Source organism: Pseudoalteromonas sp. CuT4-3, assembly GCF_035666335.1.
Classification (GTDB): Bacteria; Pseudomonadota; Gammaproteobacteria; order Enterobacterales; family Alteromonadaceae; genus Pseudoalteromonas; species Pseudoalteromonas atlantica.
This window is the reverse complement of the sequence record NZ_CP142030.1, coordinates 1-21847: the sequence shown is the minus strand read 5'-3', so window position 1 is coordinate 21847 and position 21847 is coordinate 1. Positions and strand designations below refer to the sequence as shown.

Below are 21847 nucleotides of genomic sequence, written 5' to 3'. Positions count from 1 at the left end.
ATTGTTCAGTACAGCCAGACTATTACAACTTGAATGCCAAGTTTTAAAAGTTCATTAATTTCAATCAGTTAAAAGAGTGCTTGGCTATTTTTGATAAATTTGCGGGGGTTTTATGTTGCAAACTAGCAACAAAGGGTAAAGCTAAGTTTTTAAATACAATAAAAACAGCTAGTTACATAAGAGAAAAAAGCTACAATTTTCGGCGTAAATTGTAAGGATGGAGATTTATCGAAAAAAGAGACTAAATTTTAGCCGTGAGGGGGAGCTAACGTATTAAAATAACTCACTCGTAAAACTAATCTATACAGCTGATTTTTATAGAAAATAAAAATTATTTTGTGAAGTTTTAAAAAATATGACTGCCACTCAAATAAAAAATGGCCATTTGTTGCTATTAAGCGAAAGTGCTTATTCTAATGGCAACTCAAGCATTGCGGGATCGATAAAGTGCTCTTTCATAAATGCCTTCATTTCATCTTCACTGGCTAAAAGTTTAATACCACAATTAACTCCCGCGGCGTGTTCTTTTACACTGCATATTTCGCCAGTAAATGCTTTATTGTTGGTATCAACCGTCACCGTGCATTGCATATCTTTAATATTTTCATCGTTTTGATCGCCGCGGACATCAAACATCACCCCGGTAAGCGAGATGTCTTTAATCACCCCTTCAAGTACTCTATCGTCACTTAGAGTTAATTTTGCAGGTAATAAGGTAGGTATGCGTGTTTGCGCGCGCAGTGCAAATAACTGCACTTGCGTAGGGTAATTAATAAAAATGAGCCTAGCAGGGTGTGAGGCAACCGACATAAGCTGCTGCCTAAATGCTATTACTTGGCCGCCACTGCCTTCTATAACCGCTCTTACCACCACCATTACACCATCACGTAGGTAATCACTTGCAGCAGGTAAACGCTTTGAACTTGGGTAATTTAAAATAATAAATTTATTTTCTAGCAAGCCAATAAACTCTGTTTTTACGCGTTTACTACTGGTAGGCGTAACAATTTCCAAGTCGACCAATCGCCCTGTTGTTAACTGGTGTAATTTATCTAAATTAGAATGTGGCATGCCTGTTCCTAAGCATCATTTTTATATTATTACCCACGCCAAAAGGTCGGCGTAAATAGCACGAGTAAGGTGAAAATTTCTAAGCGACCAAATACCATGGCAATGGTTAATAGCCATTTGGCACCATCGCTCACCGCCCCATAATGCGAGGCAACATCACCTAAGCCTGGGCCTAAATTATTTAAACACGCCGCCGTAGCAGAGAACGCGGTAATGTTGTCCATGCCGGTTCCCATTAGTGCCAGCATTATAATAATAAACACCAATGCGTACGCTGAGAAAAACCCCCAAACCGCTTCAACTACTTTATCGGGCAGGGCTTTACGACCAAGCTTAATAGAGTATATAGCACGTGGGTGCACTAAGCGGTTAAGCTCACGTATGCCTTGTAGGTAAAGTAAAAACACGCGTACAACTTTCATACCGCCACCGGTTGAACCTGCACAGCCACCTATAAAGCTCGAAAAAATAAGCAATATAGGTAAAAACAGCGGCCAAGTAGAAAAGTTATCGGTGGCAAAACCGGCTGTGGTACTCATAGACACCGCCTGAAATAAGGCCTGATCGAGGGTTTCATCGCCATCGGCAAATATTTCGTTAGATGAGAGCACCGTAAAACAAATCACCACCAGCGCTAACTGTATCAGTAAAAAAACTTTAAATTCAGGGTCACGAATGTATACCTGAATATTACGACTCGCTACCGCCGCGTAATGCAGTGAAAAGTTAACCGCAGCAATAATTAAAAAGAAAACACATATAAAGTTAATAACAGGGCTATCAAAGTGCCCTATTGAGGCATCGTAAGTAGAAAAACCGCCAATCGCCACTGTAGAAAACGCATGGCATATAGCATCAAACCACTCCATACCTGCCGCCCAATACGCCAACATACAGGTTACCGTTAACGACACATAAATGTACCAAAGGTGCTTTGCGGTATCGGCAATGCGGGGGGTCATTTTTGAATCTTTTACTGGGCCTGGGATCTCAGCTCGGTATAACTGCATGCCACCGACCCCAAGCATGGGCAGAATAGCAACAGCAAGTACAATGATACCCATACCGCCAAACCACTGTAATTGCTGGCGATAAAACAAAACAGACTTAGGCAGGTATTCAATTCCGGTAAGTACAGTGGCCCCAGTGGTTGTAAGGCCAGAAAAGGCCTCAAACACCGCATCGGCCATAGACAAATTAGGTTCTTGTAAGAAAATCAGCGGTAACGATGCAAACGCCCCTAGTACCAGCCAAAACAGTACAACAATTAAAAAGCCTTCGCGTGCTTTTAAGTCGCCGTTTTCATGCCTGTTTGGGTAATAAGCTGTTAAACCAATAACCACACTAAATATAAACGCTAATACAAAAGGAACACCACCACCATCTTTATAAAATAAAGACACCACCGCAGGCGGCACCATGGTAATACTAAACAGCGCAACAAGTTGGCCAAGGATTTTTATGATGGTACGAAATTGCATGTAGCTTATCGCTTTTATTATTAGTAAATATAAGTGTGTAAGTTATTGTCTTACTCTTTGATAGTTAACTCAACTACGCCATGGCTTAAATCAAAAATATCTTTAATGGCCTGTTTTGCTTGGCGGCTATCAATAGTAATAACCCATTCAATATTAGCAGTAAATTGTTTTTCTATATTAAGTACTTGATAATTGGTTTTTAACAATTGCTCTATTGCGCCCTGCATGCTGTATTCGCTTTGGCCTACAATCTCGATACTCGGTACTTTAGTCACCGTTTTTAGCTGCGAAAGTGCATTATTAAGCGACCCACCATAGGCACGTACTAACCCACCGGTGCCCAGCTTTATACCGCCAAAATAACGGGTGACAACCGCAGTAATTTCGCCAAGTCCAGAACCCACCAGCACATTAAGCATGGGCTTTCCTGCGGTACCATTTGGCTCGCCATCATCAGAAAAACCATAAACATGGCTTCCGCCTGGGTTACCCGCTACGTGCGCCCAACAATTATGGCGAGCATCTGGGTACTTTTCTTCAATGCTTTTAATAAATTCTTTAGCAGCCTCTAGGTCTGGCGTATGCGCAATATGAACTATAAAGGTGCTTTTTTTAATTTCTTCTTGATGAAACACATCATCGGCGGGGTATTTATATTCAGACATAATTAAAGCTTAATTAAAAATGGGGCCAAAAGGCCCCTTTGCATTCGCGTATTTTAGCGCGTATTGGCGAGCTCGTCTTTATTAGCTTAGTCGAGCGCTAAGTCACGAGTCATATTTTCTAGGCTGTCTTCGTGAACAATAATATTGTCTTCAATACGAATACCGCCGTATGGTTTTAACGACTCAATTTTTTCCCAGTTAATAAACTGCTTACTGTCGGTTTGCGCTAAATCACCTAATAATGAGTCTATAAAGTAAAGCCCTGGCTCAATAGTAAACACTTGGTTTTTCTCTATTTTACGAGTACAACGCAAGAATGGGTGCCCTTCTGGCGATGGCTGGTGGGTGCCTTTATCATCACGCATAAAGCCGCCCATATCGTGCACTTGTAAGCCAAGGTGATGGCCCAAGCCATGAGGGAAAAATGTTGAGGTAATTTTACGTTCCACAATTTCTGTTGCTGGTAAGTTTACAATATTGAAGTCGCTAAGAATTTGCGCAATACGGTTATGACAATCAACGTGTAAATCGCCATATAACATGCCTGGCTTTAATGCGTTGCCTAACTCAATTTGTATTGCCGTCATAGTTTGTACTAGCTCAGCAAATTCGCCCTGCTTTTTAAAATCGTACGTACGGGTTATATCTGCGGCATACCCATTAAAGTTTGCACCAGCATCGATTAAAAACGAATTATGAGTAAGCGGTGCTTTTGGCTCAAAATGTGTGTAGTGCAAAATAGCGCAGTTTTCGTTAAGCGCTACTATGTTGCCATACGGCATTTCGTTTTCGCTTTGGCGTGTAGCCATAAGGTACGCTTGCTGAATATCAAATTCGCTACCACCATTATAAAACGTATCGCGTGCTGCTTTATGTCCATCTACCGCAATGCGGTTGGCTTGGCGTAAACATTCAAGCTCGTACTGCGTTTTATAAGCGCGGTTATAATGAAAATAGTTAAGTACCGGCTCAGGGTTCATAATACTAAAGCCAAGCGCTTGCGCTACCTCTAGGTATTCGCCCATGTAAGCGTATTTAGCTTTATCGTAAGGTAATAGTTTTTCAACTTGATCAGGCTGTAGCAACAATTCTATATCAAAGTACTCTGCCCAAAAATCACGCGGCTCATCTGGTACTTTGTGCCAAAAATCAACTGGGCGGTAAAAAATAAGCTTAGGTTTATCGCTACCATTTACCACAATCCAACAATGTGGATTATCAATAACAGGAAGCCATGCTTTAAAGTGTGGATTAACTTTAAATGGGTAATACATGTCGTCTAAAAACTGGCGCTTAGCTTGGCCTGAGTGAATAACTAAACCCTCGAGCCCTTCACGGTCACAAATTGTACGCGTACGTTGTTGTAATGTAGCAATATGCTCTGCATATAAAACGGCTAATTTATCCATTGTTAATCCATCTGTTAAATTTAACTTGCTTTGAGTCTACCACTTAAACGTAAAGCGCTCAAAAAAAGGGGGATATTTAACATGTAAATATCCCCCTAATACTTATACCCATCGTGTTACGTTATTAGCCCTTTATTTAGCACGCTAGAATGGCTAAATATTTTAGGCAATTGGTATTACATAATTTACCCGCCCATTTTCATTTTGAGTAACGGCGCGAGCACGTTTCCTTCTCGGCCCATCCGGGTGTGATAAACCTGGCGATAAGCAAACACATTTTTTACGTAATCTCGCGTTTCTCTATACGGGATCAGCTCAACCCATAGCTCTGCTGGTATGGCTTCGTCAGGTAACCAGCGTTTAATACGATGATACCCTGCGTTGTAAGAAGCCGTAGCAAGTATTTCATTACCTTTGTTTTTCTTTTTTAAGTACTGCAAGTAACTAGTACCTAAGCGTATATTGGTTTTAGGTTGGTACAAACGCGTACTCGATACCCTTGCTTTGTTAACGTATTCTGCCGTACTAGGGAGCAATTGCATTAAACCACGCGCATTTGCATGCGAACGCGCATCTGGTGCAAACGAGCTTTCGCGCCGTGCAATTGCAATACTCCACGCGGGGTCTATTTTGCTGCGTTTACTGTAGCGCTCAAATATATCTTGAAATGCAAACGGAAAACGCAGTTCAACATAATCCCATGCTTTAATTTTAGCTAACGTGAAAATAACGTTATCGTGCCAATTGTTTTGCGCTGCAACCTTTGAGGCAGCTAGTTTTTCTTCATCAGTAGAGGTGTTCGTTAAGTAATTCCATTCTCGGCGTGCAGAGGTAAAACGCTCGAGTTCGTAAAGTGCTTTTGCACGTTTAAAGCCCGGCGCATTCTTCACCTTCTCTACTAGTTTTTGATCAACCTGCAAAGGCTGATTATTTAAATCAACCGGCAGCCCTAATCGTGCCGCCGCTAAAAAACCATAGTAATCGCGGTTAGCGGCCACTTTAGTCCAAATTTCGTCTGCTTTTTGTTGCTCGCCTCGCTTAGCATAGCTATAAGCAAGCCAATATTGCTGGCCTAAACTTAAATCGTCTTTACCTGTAAAAAAAGCCGCTATGCCTTCCCAGTCTTGGGTTTTAAGCATATTACCAAGTTGCCACTGAATTAGCTTTCTGTCTTGTCGCGCTTTAGGCACTTTATTAAGCCAAAAGCTGGCCTGCTTATGCCCACTTGAAGCAAGCGATAAAGCAAACGTGTAATATAGATCTGCTTTTTCTTCATCGCTGTAAGTAAACATTTTTTCTAGCTTTTGCCAGGCTCTTAAAGCCAGCGCTTTATCGCGCCAAATTAAACGCTTAACACCATAAATGGCTATTTGCGCTTCTTTTGCCGACTTAGTTTTATAACGATACAAGCCTGCTGCCGCACTAGGGTCACGGCGTACTTTTAAGTATAAATCGGCTAAGTAACGCTCGTTTTTAGGTAACAACGTTTTTAAATAAGGGAGTAAACTTTGCGTACCGCCCTGCGCTGCAAGCGTTATGCGCTTCCATACAAGCTCATTATTTAAATAACCTTTTTTGCGCCAAAGCGAAAATAGCGAGTCGCATTCATTCGGTTGCGACTTACCCACCGTCCATAAATCGGTAACCTGATTAAAAATGGCTTTTTCTGGCGCCCCTAAACCAAGCTGAAAATCTAAAAACGTGCATGTTAGTGCTGCGTTAGACGTTTCTCGGTAGTTTTTTATATAAGCTGCTTTTTTATTGTTTTTTTCAAGATACTCTAACCACGCTTTGCGTACCGGCCACTCAAGCGGGGTATGTTCATAAATGGTTAGGTAATCTTCTATTTCGCTTTGGTATTTAAAATTGGGATGGCGTTGCCAATATGTTTTTTCGACATACGGCTTTAGCGGGTGGTCTAACCCGTTTATTACTTCTTTAAAGTCTTGGTAGCTTCCATAGCGCACTTTTTTTTCAGCATCTAAAAACGCGTCATTATCGATACTCGCTTGGGCAGAACTAAAAGGAAGAATAAAGGCAGCTGCCACAGCGCTTAATAAAAATTTTTTCATAATATCCTTTAGGTTTAACGACCTGTCAGGGTTAATAATTTTCAGTTTGAGACACTAAAACAATAATGAGAGTGCCTTTAATAAAGTATGAACAACATTTAATTTACGCACTCATAATAATTAATGAGTACCTTTAGCACATTCCAGTACACCTTAGCACCAAACCAGCTATATTTTAACCAACCGTTTGTAACCGAGTTAAATTTTTCGTTGCATTTTAATTTTAAAGCAAGCACACTGGTCGAAATGCAAACTCATCGTACCAGTCTTAGTTCGTCAACTAGGGAGAATAATAATGTTATATAAAAGCGATTCCTTTGAAGTTAGCTTCCTAAAGGAAAACATCGCCGAGTTTAAGTTTTGTGTTGCAGGTTCTGTAAACACACTATCTCAGCAAACTCTTTCAGATTGTGCAGCAGCATTAAAAGAATTAGCGTCTAATTCTGATATCAAAGGCATGATTTTTACCAGTGATAAAGATCACTTTATTATTGGTGCAGATATCTTCGAATTTTTACCAACATTTACTAAACCAGAAGAAGAATTAGTAACGTGGATCAAAAACGCAACCGACGTTTTTGACGCAATCGAAGACTTACCATTCCCAACTCTTAGCGCTATAAATGGCTTGGCACTTGGCGGCGGCTGTGAGTGGGCACTTGCTACCGATTATCGCGTTGCAAGCGAAACCGCTAAAATGGGCTTACCAGAAGTTAAACTAGGTATAATGCCTGGTTTTGGTGGCACAGTGCGCTTACCACGCATTATTGGCGCAGATAACGCCATGCTTTGGATCACCTCAGGCAAAGAAAACCGTGCCGCTGACGCCCTAAAAGTAGGTGCGTTTGACGCGGTAGTTAGTGCTGACAAACTTTTAGAGTCAAGCCTAGCAACACTTGAATTAGCAATTGCCGGCAAGCTAGATTGGCAAGCAAAGCGCGATGTTAAACTTCAGCCACTTAAATTAAACCGTGTTGAGCAAGGCATGAGCTTTGCAATGGCAGAAGGTATGGTAATGGGTAAAACCAAAGGCCACTATCCTGCTCCGGTTATGGCAGTTCGCACTATTAAAGCAGCGGCCAACTTTACTCGCGATGAAGCAATGGCAATCGAAAATGCTAACTTTGCAAAACTTGCGCGTACTAATGAAGCTGCAGCGCAAACCGGTATTTTCTTAAATGACCAGTTTATTAAAGGTAAAGCACGTAAGCTTGCTAAGCACAGCGATGTAGAAATTAAACAAGCGGCTGTATTAGGCGCTGGTATTATGGGCGGCGGTATTGCATACCAGTCTGCTTATAAAGGCACACCAATCATAATGAAAGACATCCAACAAGATGCGCTTGATTTAGGTATGGGTGAAGCATCTAAACTACTTGGTGCAAAAGTTAAACGCGGCCATATGCCAATGGAAAAAATGCTGGCAACGCTTAGCAAAATTAAGCCAACGCTTAACGATGCAGACCTACAAAACGCCAACATTATTGTTGAAGCGGTTGTAGAAAACCCTAAAGTTAAGCAAGCGGTATTAGCTGACCTTGAAAAGAACATGCCAGAAGGCACGGTACTTACATCAAACACATCGACTATTTGCATAGACTTACTTGCAGAAGCACTCGATAAACCAGAAAATTTCTGTGGTATGCACTTTTTCAACCCAGTACCAAAAATGCCATTAGTAGAAATTATCCGTGGTGCAAAAACCTCTGATAAAACAATTAACGCAGTTGTTGATTACGCTCTTAAACTTGGCAAGTCACCCATTGTTGTAAATGATTGCCCAGGCTTTTTTGTAAACCGTGTTTTATTCCCTTACTTTGCAGGCTTTAGCAAATTAGTTGTTGAAGGCGCTAACTTTGCAAAAGTAGATAAAGTAATGGAAAACGTATTTGGCTGGCCAATGGGCCCGGCTTACCTGCTTGATGTTGTAGGTATTGATACGGCTTACCATTGTACTGGCGTAATGGCTGACGGATTCCCTGAGCGTATGGCACGCGCAGAAAAAGATCCGGTGACTGTTTTTGCTAACGAAAAACGTTTTGGTCAAAAGAACAAAGCAGGTTTTTACAAGTACGAAACAGACCGTCGTGGTCGTCTTAAAAAATCAACCGATGCAACAGCAGTTGAGCTACTAGCGCCAATTACTGATGCACCGAAAGAATTTGATAAACAAGAAATTATCGACCGTTGTATGATCCCAATGATCAACGAAGTGCTTCTTTGTTTACAAGAAGGCATTGTTGCTTCTCCTCAAGAAGCTGATATGGCCCTTGTATACGGCGTTGGTTTCCCTCCATTTAGAGGCGGTGCGTTCCGTTACTTAGATCAAACAGGTTTAGCTAACTTTGTTGCAGCAGCAGACAAATATGCTCACCTAGGCGCGATTTACCAAGTATCAGAGCAAACTCGCAAATGGGCCGAAGAAGGTCGTGTTTTCTATAAGGTGGAAGGTTAATATCATGAATAATCCAGTAATTGTAGATTGTATCCGCACACCAATGGGTCGCTCAAAAGGCGGCGTATTTAAAAACAAGCGTGCGGAAGATTTAAGTGCTCACCTTATGAAAGGGTTATTAGAGCGCAACCCAGCAGTTGACCCTGCATCAATTGACGATATTTATTGGGGCTGTGTACAGCAAACATTAGAGCAAGGCTTTAACGTTGCACGTAACGCATCGTTACTTGCAGGTATTCCACACTCAGTACCAGCTACAACCGTTAACCGTTTATGTGGCTCGTCAATGCAAGCATTGCATGACGCAGCACGCGCTATTATGACAGGCGCTGGCGACACTTACCTAATTGGTGGTGTTGAGCACATGGGCCACGTTCCTATGACTCACGGTAACGACTTTCACCCAGGCTTAGCAACTTCAATTGCACAAGCATCTGGATCTATGGGTTTAACTGCAGAATACCTTGCAACTATTCACGGTATTAGCCGCCAGCAGCAAGACGAATTTGCATACCGCTCACATCAACGTGCACATGCTGCAACAGTTGAAGGCCGTTTCCGCCGCGAAATTTTAGCAATGGAAGGTCACGCAGCTGATGGCTCTTTAATTTTAGTTGAAGATGATGAAGTAATTCGCCCTGAAACAACGGTTGAAGGTTTATCTCAGCTTCGCCCAGTATTTAACCCTGCCTCTGGCTCGGTTACTGCGGGTACGTCTTCTGCACTTTCTGATGGTGCATCAGCCATGTTAGTAATGAGCGAAGAAAAAGCAAAAGAGCTTGGCTTACCAATTCGTGCACGCGTTAAAGCAATGGCTGTTGCCGGTTGCGATCCATCAATCATGGGTTACGGCCCAGTACCAGCAAGTAAAAAAGCACTTGCACAAGCTGGTATTACTATTGATGACATTGACGTAGCAGAGCTTAACGAAGCATTTGCAGCACAATCACTGCCTGTACTTAAAGACTTAGGTTTAGCAGACGTGGTTGATGAAAAAGTGAATTTAAACGGCGGCGCAATCGCACTTGGTCACCCACTAGGTTGTTCAGGTTCGCGTATTAGCACCTCGCTTATACACTTAATGGAAGACAAAAATGCAAAATATGGTCTAGCAACTATGTGTATTGGTTTAGGCCAAGGCATCGCGACTGTATTTGAACGTGTTCAAGACTAAGTATTAACTTAAACATGTAAACCATCTTGGTGATTAAAAAGGCGAACTAGCGCAAGTTAGTTCGCCTTTTTTTATGCCACCAGCTTATTGCTGATATGAATAATGTGATCGGGTGTATTAAATTTAAACCAGATTATTTTTTACTGTATTACGCTTACCCGTTATATGCAAAACAGTTAACCAAACAGATTAATTGCGCTAAACTACCCGACCAAACCAAGCCGCGACTATTTTTACAGGTAACTTTTTATGAGCTTTGATAATCCCGATCACCAATTAGACGCCATGGGCCTACGCTGCCCAGAACCTGTAATGATGTTACGCGCGGCAATTCGTAAGATGAACGACGGTGAAACGTTATTAATTACCGCTGATGACCCATCAACCACTCGCGATATTCCGAGCTTTTGTACGTTTATGGATCACACGCTGGTGGCCACAGACGCCGATGAAGCACCTTATAGGTATGTGGTGAAGAAAGGATTATAGGTTTGAAAGTTGGTTTAGTAAGTTGGGTTATTTTTGTATACTTAACGCATCGTTAAGAACTTAAACCAGATGTAGGTTGGGTTGAGTTTTAGGAAACCCAACTTGTTTTATAACACCGAAATTTTATTCATCATACAAATTGGTTGAATCATTATTGCACTCCCAATCTTTGCTTAGTTTTGAATTTTTAACGTATTGATGAAAGCTTGAAAATGGCCAATCACTCACTTTAATAACATGGTTATGTTTTACCGGGTTGTAGTGAATATAATTAATATGATTATTTAAGTCTTCTTCATCTCTAATTTTATGTTCCCAATAGCGACGCTGCCAAATCCCGCGCTCTCCTTTCGCTATTCGACTTTTATTACAAAACTCTGTTGCTGGCAGCTCTCGAGAAAAACCTGATTTTATAAGTCGCCAACGCATTGCGTAATTACTATCACCTTTAGGTAATTGCCAAATAGCATGAAGGTGATCGGGCATGATAACAATTGCAATCGTCTTTATTGGATGCTTTTTTGCCACCTTTGAATATACACGGCGTAATAACTCTATATTTTCCACAAGCAAAGGCTGAGATCTATCTTCTAAATTTACCGTAAAAAAATAACATGCGCCCGCCTCTAACATACGTTTATAACGCATATTTTTATCCATAAAATAAACAGATAAATAAGAGTATAGATTAGTTTTGTTAATTATAATCAAGACAGGTTTACGTAACTCAACGTATTTGATAACCACCAGCACAGTTTTATTCGCCGCATATGTTGGGTTTCGTTTCACTCTACCCAACCTACTTAAAATCTACTTATCCATTATCGCGCTTTTGGTTTACGACTGTAATTAGACTAACTAAGCTCATTAATTTGATTGTATATTTATAGCAATCAATAAAAATTATTATTGATGTAGGTTGGGTTGAGTTTTACGAAACCCAACGTATTTGATAACCAGCAGAACAGTTTTATTCGCCGCATATGTTGGGTTTCGTTTCACTCTACCCAACCTACTTAAAATCTACTTATCTATTACCGCGCTTTTGGTTTACGACTGTAATTAGACTAACTAAGCTCATTAATTTGATTGTATATTTATAGCAATCAATAAAAATTATTATTGATGTAGGTTGGGTTGAGTTTTACGAAACCCAACGTATTTGATAACCAGCAGATCAGTTTTATTCGCCGCACATGTTGGGTTTCGTTTCACTCTACCCAACCTACAACGTCCTTGTAGCAAATCTATAAGCCCACTCGGGCAGCTAAAAGCTGACAGCTCCCAACTAACAGCTATTTCTTAGTAATCGTCACCTTCGGCTTATCGTAGTCACTGTAATCAATACTTACTATGTATGTGCCTTTTATTGCAGGCGAGTAACTGAAGTAATTATAAATAGTATTACAGTCTGCAAGTACGGGTTGGCCGAGCGTTAGTTTTTGCCCTGCAGGTTGGGCATCGCTGTAGCCACAGTTGTAGCCTTCACTAAAATCGGCATCGGCTATTTTAAATTCGTACACTTTACCTGGCGTACTAAATTTAACTTCTGCTTGGTAAAGCGCGCCGCCTACTGGCATAAACTGGTACTGAGGCTCTGCATCCCAAAGCGTAAAATCGCCTCTTAGGTAAACTGTTTTATCCAGCTCTTGCTGAGGCAGTACGTCGTTAATAGACACTTGGCTAGTACACGCTGTGAGTAAACCGGCTATGGCAAGTGTTAAAATTCGTTTCATTGGCTTCATTAATGGGTATCCTTCGTTCTGTTAAAACTAAAAAGCCAGCAATACGCTGGCTTTTTATTGGCTTAAGCGGTGTTATTTTTGTAGTACAGATATATCTGCAATATCTAAAAATAAGCGGCTTAACTGGCTTAATAGTGCGAGGCGATTTTGCTTTACAGCTTCATCGTCGGCCATAACCATGACGTTGTCAAAAAAGTTATCAACACTTTGGCGAATACCTGCCAATTGGCTTAATGCCTCTTGGTAGTTTCCATCGGCGTAAAGTGGTGCAAGCTCAGTTGCAAATTTTGCTACTTGTGATGCTAATACTTTTTCAGCGTCATCGCTTAATAGGCTCTCATCAACATCACCTTCGGTGGTAATGTTATTTTTAGCTAGTATGTTACCTACACGCTTATTCGCTGCTGCAAGCGCTTCTGCGGCGTCTAACGTACGGAAGTGGCTTACTGCTTTAACACGACGGTCAAAGTCAGTAGGTTTAGTAGGACGACGTGCCAATACTGCCTGAATAACATCTACTTCAATGCCTTCGTCTTGATACCATGCGCGGAAGCGCCCTAGCATAAAGTCAAATACGTCGGTTGATACATTTAGGTTAGTAAGCTTTTCGCCAAACAGTGTTTGTGCTTTTGCTACGAGGTCTAAAATATCAAGCGGTAGCTCTTTTTCTACCATGATACGCAGTGCACCAATGGCAGCACGACGAAGTGCAAATGGGTCTTTGTCACCTTTTGGTGCTTGGCCTATACCAAAAATACCCACCAGCGTATCAAACTTATCTGCAATTGCTACTGCACAGCTGATTAGGTTTGTAGGTAAATTGTCGCCCGCAAAACGCGGCATGTATTGCTCGTTTTGTGCAATAGCTACATCTTCTGCTTCGCCATCAAAGCGTGCATAGTGCATACCCATTACACCTTGCACGTCGGTAAATTCCATTACCATTTCGGTCATTAAGTCTGTTTTACTTAATAGGCCAGCACGTTTTGCAAGGTCTTTGTCGGCGCCTAGTTGCTCTGCAATGTAGCCGGCAAGTTCGCTAATACGTACAGATTTATCTTTAAGCGTACCTAATTGCTTTTGGAATAAAACAGTATCAAGTGATTCTAGGCGGCTTTCTAGGGTTTTCTTTTTATCTGTTTCAAAGAAGAACTGCGCATCAGCTAAACGTGGGCGCACTACTTTTTCGTTACCAGATATAACCACACTTGGATCTTTACTTTCGATGTTAGAGACAAACAAAAACTTATTTAAAAGTTTGCCGTTTTGATCTAATAGCGGGAAGTATTTTTGATCGTCCTTCATGGTGTAAATTAGCGCTTCGGCAGGTACATCTAAAAATGCTTCTTCAAATGTTGCCGTTAACGTTACTGGCCACTCTACTAGTGAAGTAACTTCTTCTAATAAGTCTTCATCCATTGCAACAACCGCATTCACTGCGCTTGCAGCTTCTTCTATTTGTGCACGGATTTGCGCTTTACGTTGTTCGTAATCAGCAATAACGTAGGCTGATTTTAATACGTCGAACACGTCATCTGCATGGTTAATGGTGATTTTTTCTGGATGATGAAAACGGTGGCCTTGTAACTGATTAGTTACTTGCTTACCTAAAATTTCGCCTTCAATAAGTTCATCACCAAATAAAATAGTTACGGTATGAACTGGGCGAATAAATTGTGTTTTATTCGCGCCCCAACGCATTGGCTTAGGTATTGGCAGCTTTGCTAATGACTTTGCAATGGCATCGCTCATCAGCGTTTTGGTTTCTTGTCCTGCTACTTTAGCAATATGTAAAAGCCAAGCGCCTTTGTCGGTCTCAAGAGTTTGTGCTTCACTTACGTCAATACCACAACCACGTGCCCAACCCATTGCTGCTTTAGTTGGGTTACCTTCGCTATCGAAAGCTGCTTTAGTTGCAGGGCCACGCTTTTCTACTTCTTTATCTTGCTGCTTTGCTTCAAGCGCTTTTACTTGTAAACCTAAACGACGAGGCGACGCATACCAGCTTACGCCTTCATGCCCAAGCTCTAGTGTTTCAAGCTCTGCTGTTAAGTTTGCGGCAAAGGCTTCTGCCAATTTACGCAGTGCTTTTGGTGGCAGCTCTTCGGTGCCAATTTCTACTAATAAATTTTGTGCTGACATGCTTACTTATCCTTACACAGCGGGAAACCAAGCGCTTCACGTGCATCGTAATAACTTTGTGCACACGCTTTTGATAACGCTCGAACGCGTAAAATATAACGCTGACGTTCGGTTACTGAGATTGCATGGCGCGCATCGAGTAAGTTAAACGCGTGCGATGCTTTCATTACTTGCTCGTAAGCAGGTAGTGGTAAATTTGCTTCAATTAGCTTTTGGCTCTCAGCTTCACACTTATCAAACTGTGCGAATAAGTCATCTACGTTTGCATGTTCAAAGTTGTAAGTAGATTGTTCTACTTCATTTTGATGGAATACATCGCCGTAAGTTACACGCCCTAATGGACCATCTGCCCATACGAGGTCGTAAATACTGTCTACGCCTTGAATGTACATTGCTAAACGCTCTAGGCCGTAGGTAATTTCACCGGTTACAGGAGAGCACTCTAAGCCCCCTACTTGCTGAAAGTAAGTAAACTGCGTTACTTCCATACCGTTTAGCCAAATCTCCCAACCTAAGCCCCATGCGCCTAGTGTTGGCGATTCCCAGTTATCTTCTACAAAGCGTACTTCGTGCGTTAGGGTATCAATTCCCATCGCTTCTAGTGAGCCTAGGTAAAGCTCTTGAATGTTATCTGGTGATGGCTTTAAAACTACCTGAAATTGGTAGTAATGCTGTAAGCGGTTTGGGTTTTCGCCGTAGCGGCCATCGGTAGGACGGCGACACGGTTGAACGTATGCGCTCGACATTGGCTCAGGGCCAATAGATTTTAAGAATGTTTGCGGGTGAAATGTCCCTGCGCCCACTTCCATATCAAGTGGTTGAATAATGACACAGCCTTGCTGCGCCCAATAATCCTGTAAAGCCAGGATCAAACCTTGAAAGGTTTTAACGTCATATTTTTGCATATTTGGCTTTTTACTATCTGAAAGTAGCGTGAAAATTACCCTCAGTATACCTTGTGCACACGCAGGTTTTAAGCAGTTTGTGCGGTTGTTAAAATAAAAAAGGAGCCATTAGGCTCCTTTTAAGATGTAAGTATAATTTTTTACACGTCTAAGTTAACTACGCGAAGTGCGTTGGTTTCTATAAACTCACGACGAGGCTCAACTTGATCGCCCATTAATGTTGCAAACAATTGATCTGCCGCTACAGCATCTTCAATTGTTACTTGTAACATACGACGAGCTGAAGGATCCATTGTGGTTTCCCACAGTTGGCTAGGGTTCATTTCGCCTAATCCTTTATAGCGCTGAATATAGATCCCGCGCTTAGATTCTGCGATCAACCATTCCAAAGCATCCACAAAGTTATCAACAGGTTTTGTTTTCTCACCACGTTGAACGTATGCGCCTTCTTTTAAGATGTTTGCGATCTTCGTGCCAGTCACAGCAATGCGTTGGTAGTCGCGCGAGGCGATAAAGTCGTAATGTAATACGTGTGCTTTATCCACACCATGCTGACGAATATTCACAACTGGGAAGTACAAGTTGCGCTCTGCATCATGCTCTGTTCCAGCGTGGAAAATTGTCGCATCTTCATCACGTTCAACTAAGTCATCAACAAGCTCTTTAGTCCACTCAATTACTTTAGCTTCGTTAGATAAGTCTTCTACTTTTAACTCGCTTTGGTAAATCAAACGTTCCATTACCGTGTTAGGGTATTTACGTTTTAAGCGCTCAATGACTTTAACTGTGTTTTGGTAATCTTGTACTATTTGCTCAAGCGCTTCACCTTCAATTGCACTTGCATCTTCGCTTGTGTAAAGCGCTGCATTATTTAGTGCAAGTGATGTTAGGTAATCTACTAGTGCAGGATCGTCTTTAATATAACGCTCTTGCTTACCTTTTTTCACTTTATAAAGTGGCGGTTGTGCAATGTAAATATAACCACGCTCAACAATTTCTGGCATTTGGCGATAGAAGAATGTTAGTAGCAATGTACGAATGTGAGAACCATCCACGTCCGCATCGGTCATGATAATGATGCTGTGGTAACGTAGTTTTTCTGGGTCATATTCATCACGGCCAATACCACAACCTAGGGCTGTTATTAGTGTTGCTACTTCTTGTGAAGAAAGCATCTTATCAAAGCGTGCTTTCTCTACGTTCAAGATTTTACCTTTAAGTGGCAAAATTGCTTGGTTTTTACGATTACGACCCTGCTTGGCTGAACCGCCAGCTGAGTCACCCTCCACTATGTATAGTTCAGATAATGATGGGTCTTTTTCTTGGCAGTCAGCTAATTTACCAGGTAAACCTGCTAAATCCATAGCGCCTTTACGACGAGTCATTTCACGGGCTTTACGCGCCGCTTCACGTGCTCGTGCTGCATCAATAATTTTACCAACAACAATTTTGGCATCCATTGGGTTTTCTAATAAGAAATCAGAAAACTTTTCAGCCATTGCTTGCTCAACCGCAGATTTAACTTCGCTTGATACTAGCTTGTCTTTAGTTTGTGATGAGAACTTAGGATCAGGTACTTTAACACTTACAACCGCAGTTAAGCCTTCACGCGCATCATCGCCCGTTGCGTTACTGGTTGTTTTAGCTTTTTTGTTAAAGCCTTCTTTTTCCATGTAGTTATTAAGTGTACGTGTTAGCGCAGATCTAAAGCCGGCTAAGTGAGTACCACCATCGCGTTGTGGAATGTTATTAGTAAAACAGTAAATGTTTTCTTGGAAGCCATCGTTCCACTGCATTGAAACTTCAACGCTAATCCCATCTTCTTCACGCTCGTGAGTAAAATGGAATACACCTTTATGTACAGGTGTTTTATTGCGGTTTAAGTATTCAACAAACGCTTGAATACCGCCATCATATTTAAAGTGGTCGGTTTTATTTTCTTCGCGTTCATCAGATAAGATGATGCTTACACCAGAGTTCAAAAACGAAAGCTCGCGTAAACGCTTAGCTAAAATATCATAATGAAAATCAAGGTTTGTAAATGTTTCGCCACTTGGCCAAAAACGCAGTTCAGTACCCGTAGTGTCAGCATCGCCAATAACAGCTAATGGAGCGTTAGGTACGCCCATGCTGTAAGTTTGCTCGTGCAATTTGCCTTCACGACGAATAGTAAGGGTTAGTTTTTCTGATAATGCATTTACTACCGATACACCAACACCGTGTAAGCCACCTGATACTTTATAAGAGTTATCATCAAACTTACCACCAGCATGAAGTACCGTCATGATAACCTCGGCAGCAGACACACCTTCTTCTTCATGGATAGAAGTTGGGATACCACGACCGTTATCTCTTACAGAGACTGAACCGTCTAAGTGAATCGTTACATAAATATCATCACAATGACCTGCTAAGGCTTCATCGATAGAGTTATCAACGACCTCAAACACCATGTGGTGTAAGCCTGTGCCATCATCGGTGTCCCCTATATACATTCCAGGACGCTTTCTTACTGCGTCTAATCCTTTAAGTACTTTAATACTCGACGAATCATAATTCTCAGACATGGTTAATCCCACTTATCTTGTTATTAGGTTGCCATGTTTCACGTGGAACATTTGTAGTTCTCGTTGCATGGGTTCCACCACAGCAGAAATACTTTCAGACAAAATTGAAGAAATAAAAATTTGAGAACTGCAATGAGCCAATAATTGTCCCACTTTCTCTTTTGTATCCTCGCCTAACTCTGAAGGTAGATCATCTATTAGCAATATAGATTGCTTATCTGTCTCTGACTCAATTAAACTATTTTGCGTTACTTTTAACGCATAAAGCAATAACTTCAATTGACCGCGTGAAAACGTATTCTCTACGCTGTTGCCAGCGACACTAAAACTAAAATCGGCCTTATGAGGGCCTTTACTTGTAAAACCTTGGCGAGCGTCTCGCTCAAAGCTTTGCTCTAATGCATCACTTAAAGACTCACTGTCTTTCCAGCCTGCGTTAAAGTTGATTTCTAAATCGCGTATAAGCGTTAATTCTGCACACATTTTATCAAAAAACTGCTGCTTAAACCTACTTATATACGCCATTCTTAATTTATTTATTTGTTCTGCCAGTCTAACAAATTCTTTGTCCCAAAACCTAATTTGGTCAAAATAATTCTTTGGCTTACTTTTTAATAATGCATTGCGTTGTTTAAGCACTTTATTAAACGATTGCCATAAATAAAAAAACTCATGTTCCACGTGGAACAAACCCAAATCTAAAAACTTACGTCGCTCTTTTGGGCCCCCAAAAAACAATGAATAGCTTTCGGGTGTAATAATTTGCACAGGCATTAACTGCGCAAGTTCAGAGATTTTTCTACTGGCTTTGCCTTGTATTTTTAAATTAGTTTCACCACTTTGGGTTTTACTAATCCCAATAGGAATAGACAAGTCGTGTAGCGCTTTGCGGCCATGTATTACAAACTGATCTTGCTGATGTTGAATAATACTTTTATGTTTAGGTGTTCGAAAAGATTTGCCGTGAGAAAGGTAATAAATAGCCTCTAAAAGGCTGGTTTTTCCGCTGCCGTTTTCACCATAAATTATATTAACGCCGTTGACTGGTTCTAGCGTCAGTGCCTCAATATTACGAAAATACTTGAGGCTCAAGTGACTTAAACTCATTTATAATGGGTATCTTATAATCGCATAGGCATAACCACGTACATTGCTTCTTCATCGCCCGCACCTTCAATAAGTGCACTGCTGTTTGAATCTGCTAATGTAAATAGTACATCTTCTGTTTTTAATGTATTTAGTACATCTAATACATACGATACATTAAAACCAATTTCTAGCTCATCACCCTCATACATTACTTCTACTATTTCCTCAGCCTCTTCTTGCTCAGGGTTATTAGCCGTAATTTTAAGTAAGCCATTTGCAAGGTTTAAACGCACACCTCTAAATTTTTCGTTAGATAAAATAGACACACGTTGAAACGCATTACGTAACCATTCACGGTTAGCGGTAATTACTTTATCTCCACCACGCGGTAATACGCGGCGATAATCAGGGAAGCGGCCATCCACTAACTTACTAGTAAAAGTAAATTCCACATCGATAATACGAATATGGTTAGCGCCAAATTGAATAGTAACTAATTCTTCATCGGCAACCATAAGGCGCATAATTTCTTGCACACCTTTGCGCGGTATTATTAATTGGCGCTGCGTATTTAACGATTGGCCTAATTCTTTTTGCGCTATTGCCAAACGGTGGCCATCGGTGGCCACTGTTTTTATGTCGGTATTATCTACTTCAAACGACATGCCATTTAAGTAATAACGAACGTCTTGGTTAGCCATTGAAAAATGCGTGCTTTCAAGTAATTTACGTAACTCTAAACGCGTTAGCTGAAACTCAACCTCGCCATCCCACTGCTCTAAATTAGGAAAGTCTTCCGCGGCAAGCGTAGTAAGTGAAAAGCGGCTTTTACCACTGGTTAAAAGCAGTTGGTGCTCTTGTAAGCTCAATGTAAGCTCAGAACCATCAGGCAGGCTTTTACAAATATCGAGTAATTTTTTAGCCGGTAGCGTTAATTTTGTATCGGCAATATCATCACCAACAAAAACACCTGCAACTAGTTCAATTTCAAGGTCTGTGCCTGTCATTGAAAGTTGCCCGTTTTCTACCACTAACAATACATTAGATAATATAGGTAACGTATGTTTACGTTCAATCGCACCCGATACTTGCACTAATGGCTTTAAAAATTGTTCTCTTGAAATGGTTATTTGCATAATAAAGTCAGCCCTAAGATGACAACGTTCTTATTAAATTTTGATAATCTTCTTTTATTTCGTGGCTTTCATCACGAAGTGATTTAACCTTTCTACACGCATGTAATACCGTGGTGTGGTCACGTCCACCAAATGCGTCACCAATCTCAGGTAAGCTGTGATTAGTTAATTCTTTAGATAATGCCATAGCTACCTGACGCGGCCTCGCGATAGAGCGGCTGCGGCGCTTAGATAACAGATCCGACACACGTATTCTGTAATACTCAGCCACAGTGCGCTGTATGTTGTCTATTGTGACAAGCTTATCTTGTAGCGCCAATAAATCGCGCAGTGCTTCTTTTACAAAGTCGATAGAAATTGGGCGTCCGGTAAAATTAGCATTAGCTATTACACGGTTAAGCGCGCCTTCTAATTCACGTACGTTTGAGCGTAATTTTTTAGCGATAAAAAAAGCGACTTCGTGCGGTAAATTAATTTTACTCTGCTGCGCTTTTTTCATCAAAATGGCAACGCGCGTTTCAAGCTCTGGCGGCTCTATAGCAATCGTTAAACCCCAACCAAATCGTGATTTAAGCCTGTCTTCTACACCCTCAATTTCTTTTGGGTAGCGATCAGAGGTTAAAATAATTTGCTGATTACCTTCTAATAATGCATTAAAGGTATGAAAAAACTCTTCTTGTGAGCGCTCTTTATTAGCAAAGAATTGAATATCATCAATCATTAGCGCATCTACACTACGGTAATAACGTTTAAATTCTTCAATGGCGTTATTTTGTAGTGCTTTTACCATGTCTTGCACAAAACGCTCAGAATGCATGTAAACAATTTTAGCATCGGGCTTGTTAGCCATAATGCCATTACCTACTGCATGTAATAAGTGAGTTTTACCTAAGCCAGTGCCACCGTAAATAAATACCGGGTTAAAGGCAGAGCCAGGGTTATCTGCAACTTGTGTTGCAGCCGCTTTTGCTAGCTGGTTAGATTTACCCTCAACAAAGCTGTCAAAGGTATAGTTATCTTTTATATTAGATTTATAGCCTGATTTAGGCGCAGGCTCTACTGCTGCTTTTTGTTCTACAGGTTGCTGTTTAGCAGGTGCCTGTGAACTAGGTGATGCAGGGGCTTCAACACTTGGCGCCGCCGCTTGAGTATTTAGTAGTGGTTTACTACCTACATCAAAACGCAATTCGGGCGCTTCATCACCACAAATTTCTACCAGTAACTCATTAATACGGTTTAAATACTTTTCTCTTACCCAATCAAGAACAAAGCGATTAGGTGCGTAAATCGTTAAGGTATCTTCGGTACTTTCTGCTTGTAGTGGTCTTACCCACATACTGAATTGTTGCGAAGGCAACTCATCTTGCAATACATATAAACAACTTTGCCAAACCGACAGATACACAGTTAAACTCCCAGAGGTATAATTTTTATTCCCGCACATCAA

Annotated in this window: 16 protein-coding genes; 3 read left to right on the top strand and 13 right to left on the bottom strand. The window is 41.1% G+C overall.

Going from position 1 to position 21847, the window contains the following annotated elements:
• Positions 1-408: 408 nt before the first annotated feature.
• The 5 genes from VOI46_RS00080 to VOI46_RS00060 all read right to left on the bottom strand — a co-directional run bounded on the left by VOI46_RS00080 (position 409) and on the right by VOI46_RS00060 (position 6698).
• Positions 409-1071 (bottom strand): flagellar brake protein, encoded by a 663-nt coding sequence (locus tag VOI46_RS00080; protein ID WP_004588044.1) that lies wholly within the window; start codon positions 1069-1071, stop codon positions 409-411.
• 29 nt (positions 1072-1100) lie between these two features.
• The gene (locus VOI46_RS00075) at positions 1101-2552 is read right to left on the bottom strand and encodes a TrkH family potassium uptake protein (RefSeq protein ID WP_004588045.1); all 1452 of its coding nucleotides are present in this window, start codon (positions 2550-2552) and stop codon (positions 1101-1103) included.
• 50 nt (positions 2553-2602) lie between these two features.
• On the bottom strand, positions 2603-3217 hold the full coding sequence (locus VOI46_RS00070; protein WP_004588046.1) for a YigZ family protein: 615 nt from the start codon (positions 3215-3217) through the stop codon (positions 2603-2605).
• 86 nt (positions 3218-3303) lie between these two features.
• Positions 3304-4626: a Xaa-Pro dipeptidase gene (gene pepQ / locus VOI46_RS00065; RefSeq protein ID WP_004588047.1), complete on the bottom strand. Its 1323-nt coding sequence runs from the start codon at positions 4624-4626 to the stop codon at positions 3304-3306.
• Between the two features lie 185 nt (positions 4627-4811).
• Complete coding sequence (locus VOI46_RS00060; RefSeq protein ID WP_324738103.1) at positions 4812-6698, bottom strand: transglycosylase SLT domain-containing protein; 1887 nt, start codon at positions 6696-6698, stop codon at positions 4812-4814.
• Between the two features lie 295 nt (positions 6699-6993).
• Between VOI46_RS00060 and fadB the strand changes: the two genes are divergently transcribed.
• From fadB to tusA, 3 genes are all read left to right on the top strand, one after another.
• Entirely contained in the window at positions 6994-9153 is a 2160-nt protein-coding gene (gene fadB, locus VOI46_RS00055; RefSeq protein WP_004588049.1) for a fatty acid oxidation complex subunit alpha FadB, read from the top strand.
• A 4-nt stretch (positions 9154-9157) separates the two neighbouring features.
• Positions 9158-10327: an acetyl-CoA C-acyltransferase FadA gene (gene fadA, locus VOI46_RS00050; protein WP_004588050.1), complete on the top strand. Its 1170-nt coding sequence runs from the start codon at positions 9158-9160 to the stop codon at positions 10325-10327.
• 249 nt (positions 10328-10576) lie between these two features.
• Positions 10577-10816 (top strand): sulfurtransferase TusA, encoded by a 240-nt coding sequence (gene tusA / locus VOI46_RS00045; RefSeq protein ID WP_004588051.1) that lies wholly within the window; start codon positions 10577-10579, stop codon positions 10814-10816.
• Positions 10817-10939: 123 nt separating this feature from the next.
• Here the strand turns inward: tusA and VOI46_RS00040 are convergent, their stop codons facing one another.
• The 8 genes from VOI46_RS00040 to dnaA form a co-directional block, all read right to left on the bottom strand.
• On the bottom strand, positions 10940-11605 hold the full coding sequence (locus VOI46_RS00040) for a transposase (protein ID WP_004588052.1): 666 nt from the start codon (positions 11603-11605) through the stop codon (positions 10940-10942).
• Positions 11606-12111: 506 nt separating this feature from the next.
• Positions 12112-12561, bottom strand: coding sequence for a hypothetical protein (locus VOI46_RS00035; protein WP_004588053.1), 450 nt, complete (start codon positions 12559-12561; stop codon positions 12112-12114).
• Between the two features lie 72 nt (positions 12562-12633).
• Positions 12634-14703: a glycine--tRNA ligase subunit beta gene (glyS, locus tag VOI46_RS00030; RefSeq protein WP_004588054.1), complete on the bottom strand. Its 2070-nt coding sequence runs from the start codon at positions 14701-14703 to the stop codon at positions 12634-12636.
• A 2-nt stretch (positions 14704-14705) separates the two neighbouring features.
• On the bottom strand, positions 14706-15608 hold the full coding sequence (gene glyQ, locus VOI46_RS00025; protein ID WP_004588055.1) for a glycine--tRNA ligase subunit alpha: 903 nt from the start codon (positions 15606-15608) through the stop codon (positions 14706-14708).
• A 140-nt stretch (positions 15609-15748) separates the two neighbouring features.
• Complete coding sequence (gene gyrB / locus VOI46_RS00020; protein ID WP_004588056.1) at positions 15749-18175, bottom strand: DNA topoisomerase (ATP-hydrolyzing) subunit B; 2427 nt, start codon at positions 18173-18175, stop codon at positions 15749-15751.
• A gap of 12 nt (positions 18176-18187) precedes the next feature.
• A complete protein-coding gene (gene recF, locus VOI46_RS00015; RefSeq protein ID WP_004588057.1) occupies positions 18188-19282 on the bottom strand; it encodes a DNA replication/repair protein RecF in 1095 nt (364 codons plus the stop codon).
• 14 nt (positions 19283-19296) lie between these two features.
• Positions 19297-20400, bottom strand: coding sequence for a DNA polymerase III subunit beta (dnaN, locus tag VOI46_RS00010; RefSeq protein ID WP_004588058.1), 1104 nt, complete (start codon positions 20398-20400; stop codon positions 19297-19299).
• Between the two features lie 13 nt (positions 20401-20413).
• A complete protein-coding gene (gene dnaA / locus VOI46_RS00005) occupies positions 20414-21805 on the bottom strand; it encodes a chromosomal replication initiator protein DnaA (RefSeq protein ID WP_004588059.1) in 1392 nt (463 codons plus the stop codon).
• Positions 21806-21847 lie beyond the last annotated feature (42 nt).

What these genes read in the sequence shown, in the direction of transcription:
- fadB (WP_004588049.1), top strand. Translation starts at nt 6,994, where the DNA reads ATGTTATATAAAAGCGATTCCTTTGAAGTTAGCTTCCTAAAGGAAAAC.
- tusA (WP_004588051.1), top strand. Translation starts at nt 10,577, where the DNA reads ATGAGCTTTGATAATCCCGATCACCAATTAGACGCCATGGGCCTACGC.
- fadA (WP_004588050.1), top strand. Translation starts at nt 9,158, where the DNA reads ATGAATAATCCAGTAATTGTAGATTGTATCCGCACACCAATGGGTCGC.
- glyQ (WP_004588055.1), bottom strand. Translation starts at nt 15,608, where the DNA reads ATGCAAAAATATGACGTTAAAACCTTTCAAGGTTTGATCCTGGCTTTA.
- VOI46_RS00070 (WP_004588046.1), bottom strand. Translation starts at nt 3,217, where the DNA reads ATGTCTGAATATAAATACCCCGCCGATGATGTGTTTCATCAAGAAGAA.
- VOI46_RS00075 (WP_004588045.1), bottom strand. Translation starts at nt 2,552, where the DNA reads ATGCAATTTCGTACCATCATAAAAATCCTTGGCCAACTTGTTGCGCTG.
- VOI46_RS00060 (WP_324738103.1), bottom strand. Translation starts at nt 6,698, where the DNA reads ATGAAAAAATTTTTATTAAGCGCTGTGGCAGCTGCCTTTATTCTTCCT.
- VOI46_RS00035 (WP_004588053.1), bottom strand. Translation starts at nt 12,561, where the DNA reads ATGAAGCCAATGAAACGAATTTTAACACTTGCCATAGCCGGTTTACTC.
- VOI46_RS00080 (WP_004588044.1), bottom strand. Translation starts at nt 1,071, where the DNA reads ATGCCACATTCTAATTTAGATAAATTACACCAGTTAACAACAGGGCGA.
- dnaN (WP_004588058.1), bottom strand. Translation starts at nt 20,400, where the DNA reads ATGCAAATAACCATTTCAAGAGAACAATTTTTAAAGCCATTAGTGCAA.
- glyS (WP_004588054.1), bottom strand. Translation starts at nt 14,703, where the DNA reads ATGTCAGCACAAAATTTATTAGTAGAAATTGGCACCGAAGAGCTGCCA.
- gyrB (WP_004588056.1), bottom strand. Translation starts at nt 18,175, where the DNA reads ATGTCTGAGAATTATGATTCGTCGAGTATTAAAGTACTTAAAGGATTA.
- recF (WP_004588057.1), bottom strand. Translation starts at nt 19,282, where the DNA reads ATGAGTTTAAGTCACTTGAGCCTCAAGTATTTTCGTAATATTGAGGCA.
- pepQ (WP_004588047.1), bottom strand. Translation starts at nt 4,626, where the DNA reads ATGGATAAATTAGCCGTTTTATATGCAGAGCATATTGCTACATTACAA.